Raw genomic sequence first — 18,980 nt, 5'->3', positions numbered from 1 at the left:
TTGCGCAAGATAAAACGACAGGAGGGCCTCATGGCCGAGATCAAGGATCCCGAAAACACAATCATCGTCGAACTCAAAGGCGGCAATGTCGTCATTGAGTTGCTGCCTGACGTGGCACCGCAGCACAGCGCCCGCATGAAGGAACTGGCGCGCAATGGCGAATATGACAACGTGGCCTTCCACCGTGTGATCGACGGGTTCATGGCGCAAACCGGCGACGTGCAGCATGGCGACATGGAAGACGGGTTCAACCTGCGCATGGCGGGCACCGGCGGGTCGTCTCTGCCGAACGTTCCGGCCGAGTTCTCGAAACTGCCCCATGATCGTGGCACTTTGGGCGCGGCCCGCTCGCAGAACCCGGATTCGGCCAACTCGCAGTTCTTCATCAACTTCGGCGACAACCATTTCCTGAACGGCCAGTACACCGTTTATGGCCGTGTCATCGACGGAATGGAGCATGTGGACGCCATCGTACGAGGCGAGCCGCCAGCGAGCCCTGACCGCATGATCAGCGTCAAGGTGGCGGCTGATGTATAAGCTGGCCGCCGCTTTTGCCTTGCTGGCCAGCCCTGCGCTGGCCACGGGTCTTGAGGTCGAGATCGAAGGTGAGGGGGCCAATGGCACAGTCACCATCGACCTGTTCGATGATATTGCGCCGAAACATGTTGAGCAGATCGCAGCTCTGGCCAATGAAGGCAAATACGATGGCGTGGTGTTTCACCGCGTGATTGACGGCTTCATGGCGCAGACCGGCGACGTGGAACATGGCCGTCTGGGTGGCGACATGCGCCGCGCCGGAACCGGTGGTTCCGACCGTGCAGACCTTCCGGCCGAGTTTTCGGATTTCGAATTCGACCGGGGCGTGGTTGGCATGGCGCGGGCGCAAGACCCCAACAGCGCCAACTCGCAATTCTTCATCATGTTCGAACCGGGCCCGTTCCTGAACGGCCAGTACACGGTTGTTGGTCAGGTGACCGACGGCATGGACGTGGTTGACGCGATCAAACGCGGTGAGGGCCAGAACGGCGCCATTATCGGTCAGCCGGACGTGATGAAAAAAGTCACCGTCACCGAATAATCCTTGAACCCGGCGCTGGCACCAGCGCCGGGTTTTTTGTTATTGGTCGATGAATCCCCTGATCGCTTGCGTATATGCATCAGAGTCTTGAAACGATGCGAAGTGACTGACGTCTTTCAAAATCAGCAGATCAGCATCAGGGATCGCCTCGGCAATCGCTTGCGAGTGTTCGGTAAGGATGGCCTCGTCATGTTCGCTCTGCACGACCAGAGTGGGCACAGTTACCGATTGCAGCCCCTCAAGCCCGCCGGGCTTTTCCGTGGCCCACATGGCCGCGACACCGCCCAGAAACGCATCAAACCCGTCCGGGGTGGGGGACATGGCGGCATAGTCCCCGGCCATCATGCCAACATAAGCCCCGAAGACTTCGTTGGTTTCGACTGAGGGATCGATCCCATCCAGCGTGACATTGCCCGCATGGGCGAAATGGCTGGCCAGACGGTCAGGCGCCGTGGTCGAAATCGTGTAGCCAATGTTGGCACCATCCGACCAACCGACCAGATGCACCTGTTCGACATTCAGATGATCCAGCAGCGCCAAATAGTCCTGCGCCAGCAATTCATAGCTGTAGGTGCTGCCGTCATTGGTTGACCGGCCATGCCCTCGGGTATCTGCCACAATCACGCTGTGGTCACTGGCCAGATCAGCCACTTGCGCTGCCCAGATATCGCCATGCGCCAGACCGCCATGGATCAGCAGCACGGGTGTGCCCTCTGCCGATCCATAGGTGGCGTAATACATGTCGATGCCATTCACGCTGGCGGTACCACTGGACGCGGCCTGGGGCATGGCGGGCGTTTCGGGGATTGTCAGCCAGGCATCCTGTGCCAGTCCCGCTGTCGCGGTCAACGTCATCGCAGTGACCATCAGTGTTCGAAACATGTCTACCTCCCTGGTTTCGCGTCGTCTCGTCAGGGATGATAGCTTAGGAAGAGGAAAGCGGGGGAAATAATCCCCCGCTTGGCCTTTAGTCGTCTGTTGTCATCGCCTTCCAGATCAGTGCGCCGATTGCGCCACCGATCAGCGGTGCGACCCAGAACAGCCAGAGCTGCCCAAGGGCAGGCGCGTCCGCGAATAACGCAACCCCTGTGGACCGGGCCGGGTTCACGGAAGTGTTGGTCACCGGGATCGAGATCAGGTGGATCAGGGTCAATCCCAGCCCGATGGCGATGGGGCCGAACCCGGCAGGAGCGCCGCTGGAAGTGGCCCCCAGGATGATGATGATGAAGAACGCGGTCATGACGATCTCGATCACCAGAGCGGACATCAGTGAATAACCCTCGGGTGATGCCTCACCATAGCCGTTCGAGGCAAACCCACCCACGCCTTCAAAGCCAGGCGCGCCACTGACGATCAGATACAAGACCGCAGCTGCAGCAATCGCGCCGATAACCTGAGCGATCCAATAGGGGATAAGGTCCTTGGCCGGAAACCGCCCCCCGATCATCAGCCCAAGGCTGACTGCAGGGTTGAAATGGCCGCCCGAGATATGCCCGACGGCATAGGCCATTGTCAGAACGGTGAGGCCGAAGGCAAAGGAAACGCCCAGCCAGCCGATGCCCACATCGGCGACCCCGGCGGCCAGAACGGCGCTGCCGCAACCGCCCAGAACCAACCAGAACGTACCGAAGAACTCGGCCATGAGTTTTGATGACATGAAAAATCCTCCTGAAAACACTAATTTAAGACTAATTCGAAAATGATGTTTTGTGAAATGATTGGATAAGGGGAAATTTCACTGGCAAAGGTCAGGAGTGAGGCGGTGGGAGCCTCTACACGCCTAAGCCCAGGTAACCGGGTCCAGTCGGAACAGTTTGGCAAGTTGGTCATAGACCTCTGGTGCTTCGGATTTGAGGTCGCGGGGTTTTTCAAAGAACACCTCGACGGAAACGGCAAAGAACTCTTCATGGCCGGTTGCACCATAGGCGTCGATTACCGTGCGCCGCCCGCTTTCGACGGCGCGGACAAGGGTGTCATAGGCAGTCAGAAAGACACGCTCCCACTCGGCAAAGCTTTGCCCGTCGCTCAGGATCGGAACACCGTTGGTGCCACCGGACAGATCGTCTATCTGGTGGGCAAACTCATGCAGGACGACGTTCTGCCCGTCATGGTCGTTCAGCGCGCCCAGCTTGCTGTGGGTCCAAGACAAAATGACTGGCCCACGGTCCCAGCTTTCCCCGGTGCGCACGATCTCTTTCTCGCTGACGACGTATCCTTCCTGTCGGCGCTGCCGAGATTTAAAAGCGTTCGGGTAGATCAGGATCGTTGTCAGGTGATCGTACCAGAGGTCGCTGTTTACAATAAGCAGACAGGCCTGCGCGGCGATGGCCAGTTCCATCTCTTCGGTTACGTCCAGCCCGTCGCAACCAAAGAAACGAACCTGATCCAGAAACAGATTCACCTTGCCGTCCAGTTTGACACGCAGATCAAGGGGCAGGCGGCGGATCAACGGCACTTGCTGCTCGATGAGGATGCGTTGGTGGTCTGTCAGGGGCGTGGACAATAACTGTTGGCGCGCCTGGGACTTGGACCAGTAGCGATACAGGAGAAAACCGGCGATAAGCGCCAAGGCGGTGAAAAAGAACAACATAGAGGTCACTATAAGGACGCGCCGGGCGGTTGGAACCGGAAAACCCAATCGTCCCCGTCAAATGAAAAACGCCGCAGGTTTCCCCACGGCGTTCTAAGCTTTAGAAGGTGGTCCGCGCTACTGTTTGACCTCGGCCGCCGGGTTGGCACCCGCCTTGCCGTTGCGGCCCGGGTTCAGAGGGTCGTCCTGACGCTGAACCGATCCTTCGAAATGCGCGCCGCTTTCGATCGCGATGGTCTTGTGGATGATGTCGCCTTCGACACGTGCGGACGAGGTCAGGCGTACCTTCAGACCACGGACGCGGCCCACGATACGACCGTTGATCACGACGTCATCGGCGGTCACTTCGCCTTTGATGGTAGCGGTCTCACCGATTGTCAGCAGATGCGCACGAATGTCGCCTTCGACAGTGCCTTCGACCTGGATATCGCCCGAGGTCTTCAGGTTGCCCGTGATGTGCAGGTCCGAAGATAGAACCGATGCCGGTGGCTTGGGCTTGGGCGCGGTGCTGGCCTTGTTTTCTGCCGGTGCAGGGGCCGCCGGTGTCGCCGGTGCAGCGGGTTTTGCCGCCTCGGGTGCAGTGGACGAGGGCTCGTTGATTTTGCTCTTAGAAAACATTTCTCGCAGCCTTGATGTAAGTCATTGGGTTAACAGGTTTTCCGTTCACGCGAACCTCATAGTGCAGATGCGTGCCGGTCGACCGTCCGGTGCTACCCATATCAGCAATATGATCCCCGCGCGAGACCCTTTGACCAACCTTCACGCGTATCTTCGTGTTATGGGCATAAAGTGTCTCAATTCCGAACGCGTGTTTGATTTTTACCAGCCGTCCAAACCCGGACTGCCAGCCGGCATGGGTGACCACACCGTCGGCGGTGGCAAAAATGTCGGTGCCATGGGCACCTGCGAAATCAGCGCCGTTATGCATGCGGCGACCACCTGTCTTGGGGTCTCGACGCGTCCCGTAACCGCTCGTGAAACGTACGACGGAATTGACGGGGCTTGCAAACGGCGCTTTCTCTGCTGCAATTCGATACAGGTTCAACTGATCCATCTGTTGCAACAGAGTATTTGCGCGGATCTCGTCGGGGGTCAGTTCCTCACCGCGCGTGCTGAAAGAAATAGGGGTTAGGGGGCCGCCCATGCCGCTATAGCCGCGGCGGACTTCTTCGATGATGCGGTCGGTGGGCATACCGGCCTGACGGAACATCTTGTCCAGTGGTTCGACCGAGATCACCATCGCCTCTTCCAACTGGCGGAAGATCTCGTCGCTGCGTTCCTGCATCAGCCGGATTTCCAACTCAAGATCGTCACGCTGTTCCAGCGCGTCCTTGGCATTGGCGGCAATCTGGTCGCGTTCCTCGGCGGTGCGGGACAGCGCTTCGGTCATAAAGTTCATCTGTTCGGGGTTGGCGACGGCGGCCATGTACATGTCGCCTTCGCCCGCTTCCTGCTGAAGCGTGACCAGTTCTGTACGTGCTTCTTCGCGCTGTTTCATGGTGGCGCGCAGCGTCGTCTGGATAACTTCGATCCCGGTCTCAAGTTCGCGGCGGCGGTTTTCTGAAGCCAGCAGTTGCGACTGCATGGCCGAAATCCGATCGAGCGCGGCGTTGAACCGGTCCTGCGCGGCCAGGGCCTCGTGCGCACGCACGTCTCGCTCTGCGGACATGATGTTCAGGCGTTCCTGATAGGTTGCCTGATCGCGCTTGGCCTGTTCCCGGAAGTTGCCCGATCCGATGCTGTCCATCAGAAGGATCGCAGTCGCAACGGCTGTCCAACCCACGAACAGTGCAACGCCAGCGACGGCGACAACTTGCGTTTCCGAGCTTAGCCGAATGAAACGCGTATCATTGTCTGATTTAAGAAAGACACGGCGTTCGGGAAAATGCCGCTCAAACAGTGAGTGTAATTTGATTGCCAGACGTGTTCTCACGCGTCTCACCTCTCCATCCCCATGATCGGGAGCGGTCGTGAGTGATAGCCGTCCCTTGGGCGAAGTGCATAAAGCGGCATTTTGTTTTGGGCAAGTTTGTTAACTTACCGACCCTGCGTTACTGGTTTTTGCCGCCGATTCTAGGCGAGAAATTGCCGATATCGTCAACTTAAGCCCGTTATTGCGTCTGTCCTGGCAATGGCAAGTCCTCCGTCAGAGGCCAATAGAAATCCGGCGGCAGCCCAGCCTCGGCCCGTTTTTCTTCATTAAACGGGGGTTTCAGGACGCCATGGAAATACTGGCGCACCAATTGATGAAACACATCCTTGGGATCCGCGTTTTCACGCCCACACAGGAAGTGGAACCATTTTGAACCATAAGCCACGTGGCCCACTTCTTCGGCATAGATGACCTCGAGCGCGGCAATTGCCTGCTCGGCTTTGGCCTTGCGGAATATGTCGATCATGCCGGGTGTCACGTCCAACCCGCGCGCCTCAAGCACCATAGGGACAACCGCCAATCGTCCCATCAGATCTTCGGCGGTGTCTTCAGCGGCGCGCCACATCCCGGCATGTGCGGGTAGGGCGCCATAGTGGCTGCCCATGCTTTCCAGACAATCGCAGACCATCTCAAAATGCCGCGATTCTTCTTCGGCGCATTTGACCCAGTCATCGTAGAACCCGATCGGCATCGGCACGTGGCCAAATCGCGCGATGATGTCCCAATGCAGATCCACGGCGTTCAGCTCGATATGCGCAACTGCGTGAAGCAGGGCGATACGCCCGGCCTCGGTTCCGGGCTTGCGCTTTGGAACCTCACGCGGTGACAGCAGCTCGGGCTTTTCCGGGCGGGCAGGGCTCAGCGGCGGCGTTGCGGTTCCCACCTCAATCTCGGGCGCGTCGCCCTTGCGCGATGCGAACCAGGCGGCGGCATGGCGTTTGGACAGGGTGGTCTTTTCACGGCCATCCGCTGTTGTCAGGACTTCGGTCGCCATCTGAGTCAGTGTTTTGGACACCGCGTTGTCTCCGCTGATTGAGGTGGACGGCTCTTAAGCCGGATGGCGGCCGTGGTCGAGAGGGTTACAGGGCGTGCACCGCCGCAAGCACCTCGTCCACATGGCCGGGGACTTTGACCTTGCGCCAGACGTTGGCGATCTTGCCTTCGCCGTCGATCAGGAAGGTCGAGCGCTGAATTCCCATGGATTTCTTGCCGTACATGTTCTTTTCAACCCAGACGCCATAGTCCTCGCAGACCGAAGATCCTTCATCCGACAGAAGCGGAGTCGTCAGACTGTGTTTGGCGACAAATTTATCGTGCTTGGCGATGCTGTCCCGCGAGATGCCGAAAACTTGAGCCCCCGCATCGGCAAAGGCCTGAAGTTGTTCCGAGAAACCGATGGATTCCTTGGTGCAGCCCGGCGTATCATCGCGGGGATAGAAAAACAGAACGACGGCACCGCCGCGCAGGTCCGAAAGGGTCACTTCGCCACCGCCGTCGCGGGGTAATGTGAAATCAGGGGCGATGTCTGTCACGTCGGGCATTGGAAACTCCGCTAAAGGATTTTAAGTGCTGCCCGGCATAATAGGGCGACGCGAGCGGGTTGAAAGACTTGGATAAAAAATTGGCTCAGCACGAAGACGCAAGTGGCGACCGGCCCGAGACGCCTGTCCGCCGCCGGTCACGCCGTCGTATCGCCGCACGCTGGAGCATTGGAACCTTGTTTTTAATGTGCCTGCTGGTCGGAGCGGGCTGGTTCTTTCTGATCGGAAAACAGCTGCACGCGCCGGAATGGGTAACCAAGAAGGTAGAAGCGCGTCTTGAACGCAGCCTTGGCGGTTTGAAATTCACCTTTGGGGACGCCAGCTTTATCGTCAACGATAAGTGGCGCCCGCGAATCCGGTTAACGGATGTGACCATCAGCGATGCGGCGGGTCATCAGATCGCTCAGATATCGGATTTGCGGACACGCCTGTCGATGCGCGAATTGCTGCGCGGCAAGATCAGACCGCGGCGGATCACTATGCTGGGCGCGCAGATTGCTTTGACCCGTGGTGAGGACGGTGCGCTGTCGCTAACGGTTGGGTCGGGCAGTGCCCCGGTGCAAAAAGCTCCGACGCTGGCACAGCTGATCGAAGAATCGGATGATGTGTTCCTGTCCCCGTTTCTGTCAGGTTTGCGGGCGGTCGATCTGGAATCGCTGACGCTGGATTATCAGGATCTGCGGTTGGGGCGGGCCTGGGTGTTTGACGGTGGGCATATCTCGATCATCCGGGACGGGGATGAAATGCGGCTGGCGACCGGATTTTCGGTTCTGACCGGGCGCGATTACGCCAGCACGATCGAGGCGAACTATACCAGCGTGCTTGGTACCCCTCAGGCGAGTTTTGGGGTTTCGATCACCGATCTACCCTCGGAAGACATTGCCACTCAAAGCGTTGCACTGGCGTGGTTGCAGGTGCTCAATGCTCCAATTTCCGGCGCGTTACGGGGCAGTGTCGATGGGCAGGCCGCGCTGGGTCCGCTCTTTGCGACGTTGAACCTGGGCGAGGGTGTCTTGCAGCCCAGGCCCGAGACGCGCCCGATCGGATTCGAATCCGCGCGCGCCTATTTCACCTATGATCCCGCGCGTCATGTTCTGGAATTCAACGAGGCCTCGGTCGTGTCCGACGTGGGGGCCGTGCAGGCCGAAGGCAAAGCCTATTTGAACGGGGTCGAAAACGGTGTTCTTGAAAGCCTGACATCACAGCTGACCCTGAACAGTATCGATATCTACCCTGGTGGTCTGTTCCCGGAATCGCTGGAAACCGCGCGGGCGGATGTGGATTTTCAACTCAAGCTGGCTCCGTTCGAGCTGCAGCTGGGGCAGTTGACCATCACCGATGCCCTGCATGAATTGCACGCAACAGGCAGGTTGATCGGCCAGCCCGACGGCTGGGATGCCGCGTTTGATGCGCAACTGGACAAGATGGCGTCCGAGAACCTGTTGCGATACTGGCCCGAAAGACTGGCACCGAACCCGCGGAAATGGGTGTCGGAAAACCTGTTCGAAGGTCAGTTTTCGGATGTCGAATTTTCACTGCGCTTGCATCCGGGCAGTAAGCCGGACCTCTATCTGGGCCTTGGTTTCGATGAGGCCAAGATCAGGTTTGCCAAGACCTTGCCGCTGATCCAGGACGGGCAAGGCCGGCTTAGTCTGTTGAAAGACCGCTTTACCGTCACGGCTGAAAAAGGGGTTGTCATCGCCGATCAGGGTGGCGCGGTGGATGCCTCGGGAACCTCGTTCATTATCCCGGATACAACTGCCAAGGGCGGAACGCCTGCGATTGCTCGGATCGAGGCGAGCGGCAGCGTCGAGGCGGCTCTGTCGCTGCTGGACCGACCACCACTAAGCCTGATGTCCAAAGCCAACTTGCCGGTTGATCTGGCGGCTGGTGACGTAGGCTTGTCAGGCACCTTGTCATTGCCGCTGAAAAAGGGGCTGAAGTTTCACGACACCGAATTCCACTACACCGGCGAAATCGACAATGTGCAAAGCGACAAGCTTGTACCTGGCTATTCGGTCAGCGCTGACCTTTTGAACCTGTCCGGCAATCAGACCGAGGTAGAGATCGACGGCTACGGCTCGTTCGGCCAGGTGCCTATGCAGGTCGCGTGGCGCCAGCCCATTGGCGGAGACGGGCCTCAACGCAGCGAACTGACGGGCCAGATCGAACTGTCGCCTTTGCTGATGAGTGAACTGAAGGTGCCGCTGCCGCCGGGCATGCTGACTGGAAAAGGCACAGCGGATATCACCGTTGGAATCGGCGCGGATGAACCCGTCACACTCTCTGTGACCTCGGACCTTGCAGGGGTCGGGATGGCGATTCCTGAACTTGGTTGGCGCAAAGGGACGGGGGCGACCGGAAAGATGACACTGGACGCCACGCTGGGTGAAAAGCCCAAAGTGGATGATCTGACGCTTGATGTCGCGGGGCTGCGCACTAAAGCCTCGATCTTCTTCCGGGACGGGGGTGCCTTTGACCGGATTCGGTTCAGTTCGTTTGATCTGGGCAACTGGCTGGCGGTGCCGGCCGAACTGATCAACACCGGCGGTCCGGTTCCCAATATTGTCGTTCAGGGCGGTGTCATGAATCTGGGTCGCGCAACCTTCGGCGAGGGCGGTGGCGGAGGAGGGTCAGGCCCCGGTCCAAGGATCGATGTTCTGTTGGACCGCCTGCAGGTGACCGAAGACATTGCACTGACAGGCTTCCGGGGCGCGTTTCAAACCACAGGCGGGGTGAACGGCTCCTTTACGGCCAACGTAAACGGCGGCACGGCGGTCGGCGGCCAAGTGAGCCCGCGCGACAGCGGCAGCGCCGTGAACATAAAGTCGAAGGACGCGGGGGCCGTCCTGCGGTCAGCTGGTGTGATCACCCAGGCGCGTGGTGGCAGTTTGGATCTGCAACTGGAACCGGTCAGCGCGCCGGGGAATTATGATGTGATCCTCAAGATCTTAAACACACGCATTACCGACGCACCGGCAATGGCCGCGCTATTGGACGCGATCAGTCTAGTCGGACTTTTGGACGAGATGACCGGGCAGGGGATCTTTTTCTCGACCATCGACAGCCGCATGCGGATCACCCCGACCGAAATCAAGGTTCTCAGCGGCAGTGCCGTTGGCCCGTCTATCGGCTTGTCCTTTGACGGCACGATCGACACGGTTGCGGGCATGCTGAACCTGCGTGGCGCGATCTCTCCGATCTACCTGGTGAACGCAATCGGAAGTGTGTTTACGAAAAAAGGCGAGGGGGTCATCGGGTTCAACTACAGCCTGACCGGGCCGCTTACGAAGCCAAAGGTTTCCGTAAATCCGCTGTCTGGCCTTGCGCCACTGTTCCTACGAAATTTACTGCGCGCACCGGCCCCGACTGTCTCAGATGGCCCCAACGCGCTGCCGAGAAAGCCGGATGAGCCCAAAAAGACCTTTGGTTCCCCGCCCCGGGACAATTGACCCGGATGGGCTGTTGCTGATTCCGATGCGGAATTGTATGGCGCGGCTATGAAACTCCGCGATTTTGATTTCCATCTGCCCGAAGACCGGATTGCCACACGTCCCGCCAGCCCGCGCTCATCCGCGCGCCTGTTGGTGGCCGAAGGTGACGCGATCTCGGATGCGCATGTTTTTGATCTACCCGACTGGTTGCGGCCGGGTGACAGATTGGTGCTAAACGACACGCGCGTCATCCCCGCGCGTCTGAACGGACGGCGCCATCGCGACAGTGCACAAGGGCCGGTGTCTGCCGCGATCGAAGCCACATTGTTGGACCCGCAGGCTGATGGTACATGGGCAGCCCTGATCAAACCGCTGAAGAAAGTGAGGCTGGGCGAAGACATTCAATTCTCGGATCAACTGAGCGCCACGCTGGAGCGGGTTGAGGACGGGCAAGCCTATCTGCAGTTCAATCTGTCGGGCGACGATTTTGATGCTGCTCTGGAGCAGGCCGGTGCAATGCCTCTGCCGCCTTACATCGCGGCCAAGCGGCCTGCGGATGAACAGGACAAGACGGATTACCAAACAATCTGGGCCCGCAATTCCGGTGCGGTTGCCGCCCCAACGGCGTCGCTGCATTTTGATGAGGCGTTGATGCAGGCGCTGGGCGCGCGCGGCGTCGCAGTCACTCATGTCACGTTGCATGTGGGCGCGGGCACCTTTCTGCCGGTCAAGGTCGAGGACGTGACGACCCATAAGATGCATGCAGAGTGGGGCAGCGTCAGCAACGCCGCCGCGCAAGAGATCCGCGAGACCAAAGCCGCAGGTGGCAGGGTCATCCCGGTGGGCACAACGGCGTTACGGCTGATCGAAAGCGCCAGCCGGTCGGGCCAGATCGAACCATGGGAAGGTGAGACCGATATCTTCATATATCCCGGCTTTCAGTTCCACGTGACCGACGCGTTGATGACCAATTTCCACCTGCCGAAATCCACCTTATTGATGTTGGTGTCGGCCCTGATGGGGCAAGAACGCATGCGACAGGTGTACGCGCATGCGATTGAACAGAAATATCGGTTCTTCTCTTACGGGGATGCGTCGCTTTTGATCCCGTAAGGGACGCGTTGTCGGGATCGAATCTTTCCAATGTCGTAGACAAGCATGACCAAAGCCGTTTTTGATTGCAAAACGGTGTCACAGTCTAGGTCGGAATTTTTCGGAGGCCCCAATGATTCAGGTCCTTTCCAGCGCATGGGCGCTATTGCTTGGTATGGGCCTGTTGATGGTCGGAAACGGCCTTCAGGGGACAATCCTGGGTGTTCGGGGCGAGATCGAGGGGTTTTCGACCCTTCAGATGTCATTCGTGATGTCGGCCTATTTCGTCGGATTTCTTGGCGGGTCACGCCTTGCACCCGAAATGATCCGGCGTGTCGGACATGTGCGGGTCTTCGCGGCGCTGGCATCGTTCATTTCTGCCGTGATGATCATGTATCCGTTGATGACCGACCCGGTTATCTGGATTCTGGGCCGTGTCGTGATCGGGTTCTGTTTCTCCGGAGTGTACGTCACTGCGGAAAGCTGGCTCAACAACGCGGCCAGCAACGAGAACCGCGGCCAGGCGCTGTCTCTTTACATGATCTTCCAGATGACAGGCATCATCAGCGCACAAGGGTTGGTTCTGTTGGGCGACCCGGCCGGGTTCGATACCTTTGTAATCGCCTCCATTCTGGTTTCGGTCTCTTTTGCGCCGATTCTCCTGTCGATTTCACCGACACCTGCGTTTGACACAACCAAACCGATGACTTTGCGCGAATTGTTCGGGTATTCGCCTTTGGGCTGTGTTGGCATGTTTCTTTTGGGCGGCGTGTTCTCTGCACAGTTCGGGATGGCGTCGGTATACGGTGCCCGCGCGGGCCTGACACTGGTCGAGATTTCGACTTTTATTGCCACATTCTATATCGGTGCTCTGGTCTTGCAGTATCCATTGGGATGGATGTCCGACCGCATGGATCGCCGTTTCTTGATTATGCTTGTTGCAGGGGTCGGCAGCTGCGCGGCATTTGTGGGCTTGGTGTTCGGGGTGACGTTTCCAATCCTGCTGGGCGCGGCCTTTGTGATCGGCGGTATGTCGAACCCGCTTTACTCATTGTTGATCGCGCACGCGAATGACTTTCTGGAACACGAAGACATGGCCGCAGCGTCAGGGGGGCTCTTGTTCATCAACGGCATGGGGGCCATTGCGGGCCCGTTGATCACCGGTTGGCTCATGGGGGATGCGGTCTTTGGTCCTCCGGGCTTTTTCCTTTTCATCGCAGTCCTGCTGGTCGTTATGGCGGGCTATGCGCTCTACCGTATGACCCAGCGGGCAGCGATCCCGGTCGACGAAACGGGCACCATGTCGCCGCTCTATCCAACGGCGTCCCCAGTTGTGATGGAATTGGCGCAGGAGGTGGCCATTGAGGCCGCAGAAGCCGAGCAGGAAACGCAAGATGTTGCCTAGAACACGAAATTATGTCGCAAGTGTTGCAATAATTTACTGTTACAATTCTGTAAAACACACTTAAATGAATTTAAGTCCCTTGGGGGGGAAACACGACGGAGTTAAGGGCATGGCAAGTCCTGAAGATGTATTGAGTTTTTGGTTAGATGAGGTTGGTCCCAAGGGTTGGTATCTGCAGGATGACGCATTGGATGCGGAAATCCGCGACAGGTTCCTGACCACATGGGAGGCTGCGAGTGAAGGCAAGTTCTCTCTCTGGCTGACCTATCCCAGCGGTGCATTGGCGTACATCATCCTGATGGATCAGTTTCCACGCAACATGTTCCGAGGAAGCGCTGAGGCCTTCGCCTCAGACCGCGTAGCGTTGTCAGCAGCGAAATGTGCGGTGGACAAAGGGTGGGATATGAAGATCGACGAACCGGCCCGCCAGTTCTTTTATCTTCCATTGATGCATTCGGAAAACCTGTGTGACCAGGAGCGCTGTGTGCGCCTGATGTGTCAAAACATGACCGATGGCGACGACGGCAACCTGTTGCACGCAAGGGCGCATCGCGAAGTGATCCGCAAGTTCGGTCGGTTCCCATACCGCAACGACGCTCTCTCGCGGCCCATGACCGAGCACGAGGCCGCGTATGTCGACATGGGCGGATATGGCGCGACTGTGCGCGAGCTGCAGACAGCCGGCTAGGACGCCGGCTCGCAGCCTCGGATTGCAATGATCCGGTCGGCAACAATGTCGGCCGAATTTTCAATTGCAGTGTTGATTAACTGGTCCGGGGCCTCGGTCAACTCGGCTATTCTCGCCTGCGCAGCTTGCAGGTTACTCTCCAAATCATTCAGCCTTTCCAAAGCTTCAGACAGATTTCGGGCGGTGGCACTATCGGCTGCTGTTCCGCTAAGCTGAAGGGATGACAGGTCGCTGCGCAACGCTGTCAGTTCACCGCGTATCCCTTGAACGTCTTCCTTCAGAGGCGCTACGATCTGGACCTTCTCGGCAAACTTGACGGTAATGTCGTCGACTGTAGAAGCCAGCTGCCACCCCAGAAACAGGCATAGTGCAATTAGGATAAGCGTCGCATTCAGCAATGCAAGCAACAGATCTTTAAGTGTCTTGGCCATGGTAAGCCTTTCGAATGACTTGGGTTTCACAGAGTCCGGACGGGCCCGGTGCGTATCTTCTAGCCATAGGTTCGCGCGCGGTATAGGCTGAAAACAGCGCATACCGCGCCAGTTTACCCTGCGTCTGTTTTGTCGCGGGAGCAATATATTGATGCATTCATGAAATTAGTTTAATGGTAAACTAATTTCTGAATCGACCTGCGCCGAGAGGGAAACATGGCAGCACAATCTTTTGATCTGATCGTAATTGGTGCCGGTCCCGGTGGTTATGTGGCCGCAATACGTGCGGCTCAGCTGGGCCTGAAGACCGCCGTGGTCGAACGCGAGCATTTGGGCGGTATCTGTCTGAACTGGGGCTGTATCCCGACCAAGGCGCTGCTGCGAACCTCCGAAGTGTTCCATCTGATGGAGCGGGCCAAGGATTTCGGCCTGAGCGCTGACAAGATTGGTTTTGATTTGGATGCGGTCGTCAAGCGTTCGCGCGGCGTTGCGGCTCAGTTGTCGGGTGGCATTGGTCATCTGTTGAAGAAGAACAAAGTGACCGTCGTCATGGGCGCGGCAACGATCCCTGCAAAAGGCAAGGTCACCGTCAAAACCGACAAGGGCACCGAGGAGTTGACCGCCAAGAACATCGTTCTGGCTACCGGTGCGCGGGCGCGGGAACTGCCGGGGCTTGAAGCTGACGGTGATCTAGTCTGGACCTACAAGCACGCGCTCCAGCCACCGCGGATGCCAAAAAAGCTGTTGGTTATCGGGTCTGGCGCAATCGGAATCGAATTCGCCAGTTTCTATAATACGCTGGGCGCAGACACGACCGTGGTCGAGGTCATGGACCGGGTCCTGCCGGTCGAGGACGCTGAAATCAGCACGCTGGCCAAGATGGCCTTTACCAAACAAGGCATGACCATCATGGAAAAGGCGATGGTCAAGCAACTGGACCGCGCCAAGGGTAAGGTCACGGCGCATATTGAGGTTAAGGGCAAGGTTCAAAAGCACGACTTTGACACCGTGATCTCGGCAGTCGGGATTGTCGGTAACGTCGAAAACCTTGGACTCGAGGCCTTGGGCGTCAAGATTGACCGCACCCATGTCGTCACGGATGAATTCTGTCGCACGGGTGTCGACGGCCTTTACGCAATTGGTGATATCGCGGGCGCGCCCTGGCTGGCGCATAAAGCCAGCCATGAAGGTGTCATGGTTGCAGAATTGATTGCCGGTAAACACGCTCATCCAGTGAAACCCGAAAGCATCGCCGGCTGCACCTACTGTCAGCCTCAGGTCGCATCGGTTGGGTACACCGAAGCCAAGGCGAAAGAGCTTGGCTATGACATCAAGGTCGGCAAGTTCCCGTTCATTGGCAACGGCAAAGCCATTGCGTTAGGTGAGCCCGAAGGCCTGATCAAAACGATTTTCGACGCCAAGACAGGTGAACTACTGGGCGCACACATGATCGGCGCAGAAGTTACTGAGTTGATTCAGGGCTACGTAGTGGGACGGCAATTGGAGACTACTGAGGAAGACCTGATGAACACTGTCTTCCCACACCCGACCCTGTCGGAAATGATGCACGAAAGCGTGCTGGATGCCTATGGCCGTGTGATCCACATGTAAGAATGGGGGCTCTGCCCCCGTCGCCCGTACCGGGCGACTCCCCCGGGATATTTTTAGCCAGATGAAGCAAGGATCTTTAATTCATCTGGCCTTTAAATATCCCGGAGCGCGAGGCAGAGCCTCGCAAGTATCTTATTTATTCAATGCGTCCAGTATGCGCGCCCACGAGCGAATGCCCTTATGGAAACTTTTCACGTCATACTTTTCGTTCGGTGAGTGGATGGCGTCGTCGTCATTGGCATAGCCGACCAGCATCGAGTCCAATCCCAGAACCGAATCAAAATAGCCAACCACCGGGATCGAACCGCCCATGCCGGTAAAGACCGCTTCGCGGTTCCATTCATCTGATAGTGCGCCGCGCGCGGCCTCGAATTCTGGGCGGTCAAGGTTCATCACCGATGCCGGAGCCCCTTCGAGATCGTTGTCCCAGACGACTTTTGCGTCGGGTGAAAGGCGGTCTTCGACGTGTTTGCGGATTTTGTCGCGCAGGCTGTCAGGATCCATATCCCCAACCAGGCGGCAGGTGATCTTGCAGTGCGCTTCGGACGGGATCACGGTTTTTGATCCTGCACCGTTATAACCGCCCCACAAACCGTTCACTTCCAGCGTTGGACGTGCCCATTGCTGTTCCAGTGTGGAATAGCCCTTTTCACCATGCGGTTGCGAGTAACCTACAGAGTTCAGGTATTCCGCCTCATCAAAACCGCAATTTTCCCATTGGCGGAGCTGCTCTGCGGGAACTTCGTGTACACCTTCGTAAAACCCGTCAACGGCCACGCGACCGGTTTCGTCGTCGTAGAACGAGGCGACGATCTTCGACAACTCACGCAGCGGGTTCAGGCCCGGGCCGCCATAGTGACCGGAATGCAGATCGATGCGCGGACCGACGATGGTGAATTCATCCTTGAGCATGCCCCGCAGTTGCGAGGCTATGGATGGCACACCCCGCGAAACCATTGAGGTGTCGCAAACCAGCGCAAGATCGGCTTTCAGCTCGTCCTTATTGGCTTCGAGGAACGGTACCAATGAAGGTGATCCGGATTCCTCTTCTCCTTCGAAGAAGAACGTAATGCGGCAGGGCAGGGTGCCGTGGATCGCCTTCCATGCGCGGCAGGCCTCAACAAAGGTCATCAACTGGCCTTTGTCATCCGAGGACCCTCGGCCACGGATCACCTGTCCATTTTCGGTTTCTTCCAATGCTGGGTCAAACGGATCGCGGTTCCAAAGCTCCAGCGGATCAACGGGTTGCACGTCATAGTGACCGTAAAACAGAACGTGCGGGCCGTCGTTGTTCTCGCCCACATGGCCAACGACCATCGGGTGGCCGGGGGTTTCGCGTTTTTCGGCCGCAATGCCTATGCTTTGCAGATCGGCGACTAGCCAGTCGGCGGCCTGATCGACCTGCTCTTTATAGGCTGGGTCGGTTGAGATCGACGGGATGCGCAGAAATTCCATCAATCGGTCGATGGACGTGGACAGATCGGTGTCGATCCTGCTCAGAACAGCGTCTAGCGACATGAGCTTCTCCTGAATGGCGTGAACTGCTGCGGAACCTATCAGCACCGGCGGCGCCGTCCAGTGCGTATCGGCAGGATTTGCAGTATACTGGAGGAAACAGAATGTGTGGCAGGGTTATCGCCTGCGTCGTTTCCTCGCGTCTTATGGCCGTAACTTTACTTGTCGGGGGGCGTGAACAGGGATAATTGATACAGATCAATGCTGCGACTCCTGCAATGCCACTAGGCAAGGTACTCAAGGGGAAGCAAACCGCGGGGACGACTTGATCCGTCATCCGGGGAAATAACGGGTTCGACAAACAGCACGTCTATGTCGGGCACAGAAGGAGATACTGGTGGACTATACTGCTCAGCTCGATTCAGCGATTGCCAGGCTGCATGACGAAGGCCGCTATCGGACCTTTATTGATATCGAACGCCAGAACGGTCATTTCCCGCATGCAGTACGGACGCGTCCGGACGGCTCGCAGCAGAATATCACGGTGTGGTGTGGAAACGACTATCTGGGTATGGGCCAGAACCCGGTTGTTCTGAATGCTATGCATGATGCCGTTGATGCTGCTGGTGCAGGTTCGGGCGGAACGCGCAACATCTCGGGCACTACTGTCTATCACAAGCAACTTGAGGCTGAACTGGCGGATTTACACGGCAAAGAGGCGGCGTTGCTGTTCACCAGTGCGTATATCGCGAATGACGCGACACTCAGCACGTTGCCGAAACTTTTCCCCGGTCTGATCATTTATTCCGATGCGCTGAACCATGCTTCGATGATCGAAGGCGTGCGCCGCAATGGCGGCGACAAGCGTATCTTCCGCCACAACGATGTCGCGCATTTGCGTGAACTGCTTGAGGCCGACGATCCCACAACCCCTAAGCTGATCGCGTTCGAGTCCGTCTATTCGATGGACGGTGACTTCGGCCCAATTGAAGAGATATGTGATCTGGCCGACGAATTTGGCGCGCTGACCTACATCGACGAGGTGCACGCGGTTGGCATGTACGGCCCGCGCGGTGGTGGCGTGACCGAGCGTGATCGTCTGGCGCATCGCATCGACATCATCAACGGGACCCTTGCTAAGGCCTATGGCGTGATGGGGGGCTATATCGCCGCCAGCGAGAAAATGTGTGACGCTGTGCGCTCTTACGCGCCAGGCTTCATCTTCACGACGTCGCTGCCTCCGGCCGTTGCCGCCGGTGCTGCCGCTTCGGTGGCGTATCTGAAAGGTGCGTCAGAGTTGCGTGAGCAGCATCAGACACAGGCCAAGGTGCTTAAGCTGCGCCTGAAAGGAATGGGCCTGCCGTTGATCGATCACGGCAGCCACATCGTACCTGTGATCGTCGGCAACCCGGTACACACCAAAATCCTGAGTGACAGGCTGCTGGATGACCATGGAATTTACGTCCAGCCGATCAATTTCCCGACTGTGCCGCGCGGCACAGAGCGCCTGCGCTTTACCCCGTCTCCGATACATGGACCGGGTGAAATGAACCGATTGATCCAGGCGATGGACGAACTTTGGTCACATTGTGCGCTAAATCGCGCCGAACTTGCCGGATAACCTCACGCCAAAGTGTGCAATGCGTTTGTCGCGTGTTAAGCTTACGCTAACAAAAGAAACGCACGAATCGTTAAGTAGGCGATTCGCCGTTGGCGTGTAAC

General features: G+C 57.8%; 17 protein-coding genes. 8 read left to right on the top strand and 9 right to left on the bottom strand.

The window, feature by feature from the left end; translation table 11 throughout:
* Positions 1 to 30 precede the first annotated feature (30 nt).
* Both DS906_RS06940 and DS906_RS06935 read left to right on the top strand, forming a co-directional pair.
* The gene (locus DS906_RS06940) at positions 31 to 537 is read left to right on the top strand and encodes a peptidylprolyl isomerase (RefSeq protein WP_108860369.1); all 507 of its coding nucleotides are present in this window, start codon (positions 31 to 33) and stop codon (positions 535 to 537) included.
* Complete coding sequence (locus tag DS906_RS06935; RefSeq protein ID WP_109311395.1) at positions 530 to 1,078, top strand: peptidylprolyl isomerase; 549 nt, start codon at positions 530 to 532, stop codon at positions 1,076 to 1,078. The genes DS906_RS06940 and DS906_RS06935 overlap by 8 nt, the downstream gene beginning before the upstream one ends.
* A 39-nt stretch (positions 1,079 to 1,117) precedes the next feature.
* Here the strand turns inward: DS906_RS06935 and DS906_RS06930 are convergent, their stop codons facing one another.
* The 7 genes from DS906_RS06930 to DS906_RS06900 all read right to left on the bottom strand — a co-directional run bounded on the left by DS906_RS06930 (position 1,118) and on the right by DS906_RS06900 (position 7,142).
* The gene (locus tag DS906_RS06930; protein WP_113789481.1) at positions 1,118 to 1,960 is read right to left on the bottom strand and encodes an alpha/beta fold hydrolase; all 843 of its coding nucleotides are present in this window, start codon (positions 1,958 to 1,960) and stop codon (positions 1,118 to 1,120) included.
* An 85-nt stretch (positions 1,961 to 2,045) separates the two neighbouring features.
* The gene (gene aqpZ / locus DS906_RS06925; protein ID WP_113789480.1) at positions 2,046 to 2,735 is read right to left on the bottom strand and encodes an aquaporin Z; all 690 of its coding nucleotides are present in this window, start codon (positions 2,733 to 2,735) and stop codon (positions 2,046 to 2,048) included.
* A gap of 123 nt (positions 2,736 to 2,858) precedes the next feature.
* The gene (locus DS906_RS06920) at positions 2,859 to 3,668 is read right to left on the bottom strand and encodes a zinc-dependent peptidase (RefSeq protein ID WP_113789479.1); all 810 of its coding nucleotides are present in this window, start codon (positions 3,666 to 3,668) and stop codon (positions 2,859 to 2,861) included.
* A 117-nt stretch (positions 3,669 to 3,785) separates the two neighbouring features.
* The gene (locus DS906_RS06915) at positions 3,786 to 4,286 is read right to left on the bottom strand and encodes a polymer-forming cytoskeletal protein (protein ID WP_113789478.1); all 501 of its coding nucleotides are present in this window, start codon (positions 4,284 to 4,286) and stop codon (positions 3,786 to 3,788) included.
* Positions 4,276 to 5,601 carry a M23 family metallopeptidase gene (locus tag DS906_RS06910; protein WP_113789477.1) on the bottom strand — a complete coding sequence of 442 codons (1,326 nt, stop codon included), beginning with the start codon at positions 5,599 to 5,601 and terminating at the stop codon, positions 4,276 to 4,278. The genes DS906_RS06915 and DS906_RS06910 overlap by 11 nt, the downstream gene beginning before the upstream one ends.
* 178 nt (positions 5,602 to 5,779) lie before the next feature.
* A complete protein-coding gene (locus DS906_RS06905) occupies positions 5,780 to 6,595 on the bottom strand; it encodes a ferritin-like domain-containing protein (RefSeq protein ID WP_113789476.1) in 816 nt (271 codons plus the stop codon).
* Positions 6,596 to 6,680: 85 nt separating this feature from the next.
* Positions 6,681 to 7,142 (bottom strand): peroxiredoxin, encoded by a 462-nt coding sequence (locus tag DS906_RS06900; RefSeq protein WP_113789475.1) that lies wholly within the window; start codon positions 7,140 to 7,142, stop codon positions 6,681 to 6,683.
* Between the two features lie 68 nt (positions 7,143 to 7,210).
* On the opposite strand from DS906_RS06900, the gene DS906_RS06895 reads away from it, so the two are divergent.
* The 4 genes from DS906_RS06895 (at position 7,211) to DS906_RS06880 (ending at position 13,761) form a co-directional block, all read left to right on the top strand.
* Positions 7,211 to 10,594, top strand: coding sequence for a DUF3971 domain-containing protein (locus DS906_RS06895; RefSeq protein WP_233494717.1), 3,384 nt, complete (start codon positions 7,211 to 7,213; stop codon positions 10,592 to 10,594).
* A 48-nt stretch (positions 10,595 to 10,642) separates the two neighbouring features.
* Complete coding sequence (gene queA, locus DS906_RS06890; RefSeq protein WP_113789474.1) at positions 10,643 to 11,689, top strand: tRNA preQ1(34) S-adenosylmethionine ribosyltransferase-isomerase QueA; 1,047 nt, start codon at positions 10,643 to 10,645, stop codon at positions 11,687 to 11,689.
* A 112-nt stretch (positions 11,690 to 11,801) separates the two neighbouring features.
* Entirely contained in the window at positions 11,802 to 13,073 is a 1,272-nt protein-coding gene (locus DS906_RS06885) for an MFS transporter (RefSeq protein WP_113789473.1), read from the top strand.
* 109 nt (positions 13,074 to 13,182) lie between these two features.
* Positions 13,183 to 13,761 carry a DUF924 family protein gene (locus tag DS906_RS06880; RefSeq protein WP_113789472.1) on the top strand — a complete coding sequence of 193 codons (579 nt, stop codon included), beginning with the start codon at positions 13,183 to 13,185 and terminating at the stop codon, positions 13,759 to 13,761.
* Here the strand turns inward: DS906_RS06880 and DS906_RS06875 are convergent.
* Positions 13,758 to 14,192: a hypothetical protein gene (locus DS906_RS06875; RefSeq protein ID WP_113789471.1), complete on the bottom strand. Its 435-nt coding sequence runs from the start codon at positions 14,190 to 14,192 to the stop codon at positions 13,758 to 13,760. The genes DS906_RS06880 and DS906_RS06875 overlap by 4 nt on opposite strands.
* A 216-nt stretch (positions 14,193 to 14,408) precedes the next feature.
* Here DS906_RS06875 and lpdA point away from each other — a divergent pair, with 216 nt between their 5' ends.
* Entirely contained in the window at positions 14,409 to 15,803 is a 1,395-nt protein-coding gene (gene lpdA / locus DS906_RS06870; RefSeq protein ID WP_113789470.1) for a dihydrolipoyl dehydrogenase, read from the top strand.
* A 132-nt stretch (positions 15,804 to 15,935) separates the two neighbouring features.
* On the opposite strand, the gene DS906_RS06865 is transcribed toward lpdA, so the two are convergent.
* Positions 15,936 to 17,321 (bottom strand): dipeptidase, encoded by a 1,386-nt coding sequence (locus tag DS906_RS06865; protein ID WP_113789469.1) that lies wholly within the window; start codon positions 17,319 to 17,321, stop codon positions 15,936 to 15,938.
* Between the two features lie 334 nt (positions 17,322 to 17,655).
* Between DS906_RS06865 and hemA the strand changes: the two genes are divergently transcribed.
* Complete coding sequence (gene hemA, locus DS906_RS06860; protein ID WP_113789468.1) at positions 17,656 to 18,879, top strand: 5-aminolevulinate synthase; 1,224 nt, start codon at positions 17,656 to 17,658, stop codon at positions 18,877 to 18,879.
* The last annotated feature ends 101 nt before the right edge of the window (positions 18,880 to 18,980 follow it).

Origin of the sequence: Ruegeria sp. A3M17 (genome assembly GCF_003318255.1) — a bacterium.
Classification (GTDB): Bacteria; Pseudomonadota; Alphaproteobacteria; order Rhodobacterales; family Rhodobacteraceae; genus Ruegeria.
This window is presented reverse-complemented; position numbering and strand designations above follow the sequence as displayed.

Excerpts from the sequence above, each read along its gene's own strand:
- DS906_RS06940 (WP_108860369.1), top strand. The coding sequence starts at position 31 with ATGGCCGAGATCAAGGATCCCGAAAACACAATCATCGTCGAACTCAAA.
- DS906_RS06935 (WP_109311395.1), top strand. The coding sequence starts at position 530 with ATGTATAAGCTGGCCGCCGCTTTTGCCTTGCTGGCCAGCCCTGCGCTG.
- DS906_RS06930 (WP_113789481.1), bottom strand. The coding sequence starts at position 1,960 with ATGTTTCGAACACTGATGGTCACTGCGATGACGTTGACCGCGACAGCG.
- aqpZ (WP_113789480.1), bottom strand. The coding sequence starts at position 2,735 with ATGTCATCAAAACTCATGGCCGAGTTCTTCGGTACGTTCTGGTTGGTT.
- DS906_RS06920 (WP_113789479.1), bottom strand. The coding sequence starts at position 3,668 with ATGTTGTTCTTTTTCACCGCCTTGGCGCTTATCGCCGGTTTTCTCCTG.
- DS906_RS06915 (WP_113789478.1), bottom strand. The coding sequence starts at position 4,286 with ATGTTTTCTAAGAGCAAAATCAACGAGCCCTCGTCCACTGCACCCGAG.
- DS906_RS06905 (WP_113789476.1), bottom strand. The coding sequence starts at position 6,595 with ATGGCGACCGAAGTCCTGACAACAGCGGATGGCCGTGAAAAGACCACC.
- DS906_RS06900 (WP_113789475.1), bottom strand. The coding sequence starts at position 7,142 with ATGCCCGACGTGACAGACATCGCCCCTGATTTCACATTACCCCGCGAC.
- queA (WP_113789474.1), top strand. The coding sequence starts at position 10,643 with ATGAAACTCCGCGATTTTGATTTCCATCTGCCCGAAGACCGGATTGCC.
- DS906_RS06885 (WP_113789473.1), top strand. The coding sequence starts at position 11,802 with ATGATTCAGGTCCTTTCCAGCGCATGGGCGCTATTGCTTGGTATGGGC.
- DS906_RS06880 (WP_113789472.1), top strand. The coding sequence starts at position 13,183 with ATGGCAAGTCCTGAAGATGTATTGAGTTTTTGGTTAGATGAGGTTGGT.
- DS906_RS06875 (WP_113789471.1), bottom strand. The coding sequence starts at position 14,192 with ATGGCCAAGACACTTAAAGATCTGTTGCTTGCATTGCTGAATGCGACG.
- lpdA (WP_113789470.1), top strand. The coding sequence starts at position 14,409 with ATGGCAGCACAATCTTTTGATCTGATCGTAATTGGTGCCGGTCCCGGT.
- DS906_RS06865 (WP_113789469.1), bottom strand. The coding sequence starts at position 17,321 with ATGTCGCTAGACGCTGTTCTGAGCAGGATCGACACCGATCTGTCCACG.